This window comes from Actinotignum urematis, assembly GCF_051264595.1.
GTDB lineage: Bacteria > Actinomycetota > Actinomycetes > Actinomycetales > Actinomycetaceae > Actinotignum > Actinotignum timonense_A.
This window is the reverse complement of sequence record NZ_JBOZBG010000032.1, coordinates 1-2,426: the sequence shown is the minus strand read 5'-3', so window position 1 is coordinate 2,426 and position 2,426 is coordinate 1. Positions and strand designations below refer to the sequence as shown.

General features: G+C 55.2%; 1 protein-coding gene. It reads left to right on the top strand.

All coding sequences use genetic code 11. The features are described 5' to 3' along the window. Window positions 1-220: 220 nt before the first annotated feature. Window positions 221-2,426, top strand: a 2,206-nt coding sequence (locus ACRQDJ_RS09200; RefSeq protein WP_435718004.1) for a MiiA motif-containing surface protein, incomplete at its 3' end; no start/stop codon positions are given.

Below are 2,426 nucleotides of genomic sequence, written 5' to 3'. Positions count from 1 at the left end.
TTCACCCACCAACGAGACAAAACCCCAGGCCACAACGTCAATATGAATCACATCACGCCAAAATGAGCCAAGTCAGGTTATATTCTTCGGCGGCACACCCGCGCTCGCCGATCCAGCTTCCCCCACGGGAGCTTCCAGCGCCGAACAAGCCAACTCCGCAAAGTTCGGCGGCGCCATCGCAAAGAACTTCTTCTTAGTCAATGGACTGACCGAGGCTGAGGTGATTGACTCCGTCAAGGCTCAGCTCACCAAGAACAACCTGAATCCCGATGAGTATGAGTTCACGGTAAAGAACCTCAGTGAGGCCAACGCCAATTCGTACGGCCCGAAGCGTAAAGATCGCGTTAAGGACGTACCGGTTATCGTGGCCAAGAAGGGGACTCCGGACACCTTCGACACTTACAACGTCAAGGTTTTCTACTACGCTCCACCTTTCGCGTTCCGGGAGGAAAACCCGGATCCCCAAAAGGGCGCCCCTCAAAATCAAAGCACCCATAACGCGGGCAAAGTAACTGTTGCTGACCCGAATAGCTACACCCTGTCCGCGGATCAGCAGGCAAAGATCGTTGACGCTTTCCTCAAGAACAACCCTGCTCTCGGTCTCACCCGTGATCAAGTCACCGTGGATGATCAAGGAAAGCTCACTATCACAAACAAAGCCGGTGAAGACGGGTTTAGCGTCGTCGTTCCCAGCAGCGAATCCGTGAGCGCTATCGGGAAGGTTCCCAATATTCTGGTCTTCTTGGATCCGTCCACGAATACAAACCAGAACAAACTGAAGTCCACTCCCGTTCCTCCGGTAACAGTTACGCTGAAAGCCGATGACTACAGCAAGGGTAAGCTCTGGGGAACTAACGCCCCGGGCCAGGGCGAGGCGTGGTCAGCCGCGAAACAGCTTTCCGGGTTCGACCTCAAGCTCGCCGGCAATACCGCCGTTATCTCCGGTCAGTATGACGCTGGTATCTCCAACTCGATTGGCGGTAAGCGTTTTATCGGAATCCGCACGGACAAAGCCCACGATATGCGCTACACCCAGTCCTTCTCGAACCTGTTCAAGGTCCGCGTTCTCCCTACGAAGCAGGACACTCTCATCCGCAGCCTGGATACCGATGCGCCTTTCACCCCTGAGGATGTGAAGGGGCTTATCGATGTGGATTACGGCAAGCTCGGAATTCTTAAGTACGGCGACGACGCGGGACTTTCTAAGCAGGATGTTCACAACGAGGTCAAGGGCAAAATCACCAAGAATATTGAGGTTCCCGGGATCAGTCACGAACCCGGCACCCAGGAATTCCCCGGCACGCTCACAACCGACCTTGGTGCGGTCTCCCCGGAGCTGACCGCTACCATCATTTACTACACGTCCAAGATTTCCGAGACAGCAGTATCCGACCCGAATAACCTGACGCCCGGCGAACAGGATGCCATCAACGCTAAGGTCAAGGAACTCAACCAGCTCAAGGACACGGACAAAGTCACCGTGGACAAGGAAGGCAATGTCACGATTGTCTTCAACCGCAACGGCAAGGACCTCGGCACGAAGACCTTCAAGGCGCCGCTCGTCACGCCGTCGTATCCGGATTCCAGTGGCAAGTCCGGTTCCACGGTTGAGGTTCCGATCTCCACGCCGGAAGGCTTCACTTTCCCGGACGGTTCCACGTTTAAGGTCGACGGCGAAGCTCCTGCTGGACTCACCGTTGGCAACGACGGCAAGATTACCTACCAGATCCCCGAGGATAAGGAGACGGGCGATGTGACGGGCACTGTGCTCGTGACGATTCCCGGCCAGCCCGATCCGGTGAAGGTTCCCTTCAAGATCGCTGTCACCAAGCCGAAGATGGCAGAGAAGATTACCTTGAAGGATCCCGATATCACCGGAGTCGTTGACCTCAATAAACTCACGCCCGAGGAAAAGACCAAGGTTAGCGATGCCATCAAGGCCAAGAACCCGGATCTGCCTACGGATGCTGAGATCACTGTCTCCGACAATGGAACTGCGACCGTGACCTACAAGGACGGTTCCTCAACTACCTTCACTCCGGACAAGACGGTTCGTAAGCTCAAGGACAATGAGAAGATCACCCTCAAGGATCCTGAGCTCACTGGAGTTGTTGATGTCAATAAACTGACCGATCCCGAACGCGAGCAGGTCAAGAAGGCTGTTGAAAAGGAGAACCCGAACCTCCCCGAAGGAACCACGATCACCGTCTCCGAAAACGGCACGGTCACCGTGACCTTCCCGGACAAGTCGACGACCACGATCACTCCGGACAAGACGGTTCGCCAGCTCAAGGACAACGAGAAGATCAAGATCAACGACCCCGAGCTCACCGGAGTTGTCGATGTCACTAAGCTGACCGATCCCGAACGCGAGCAGGTCAAGAAGGCTGTTGAGAAGAAGAATCCGGATCTTCCTACTGGCACTA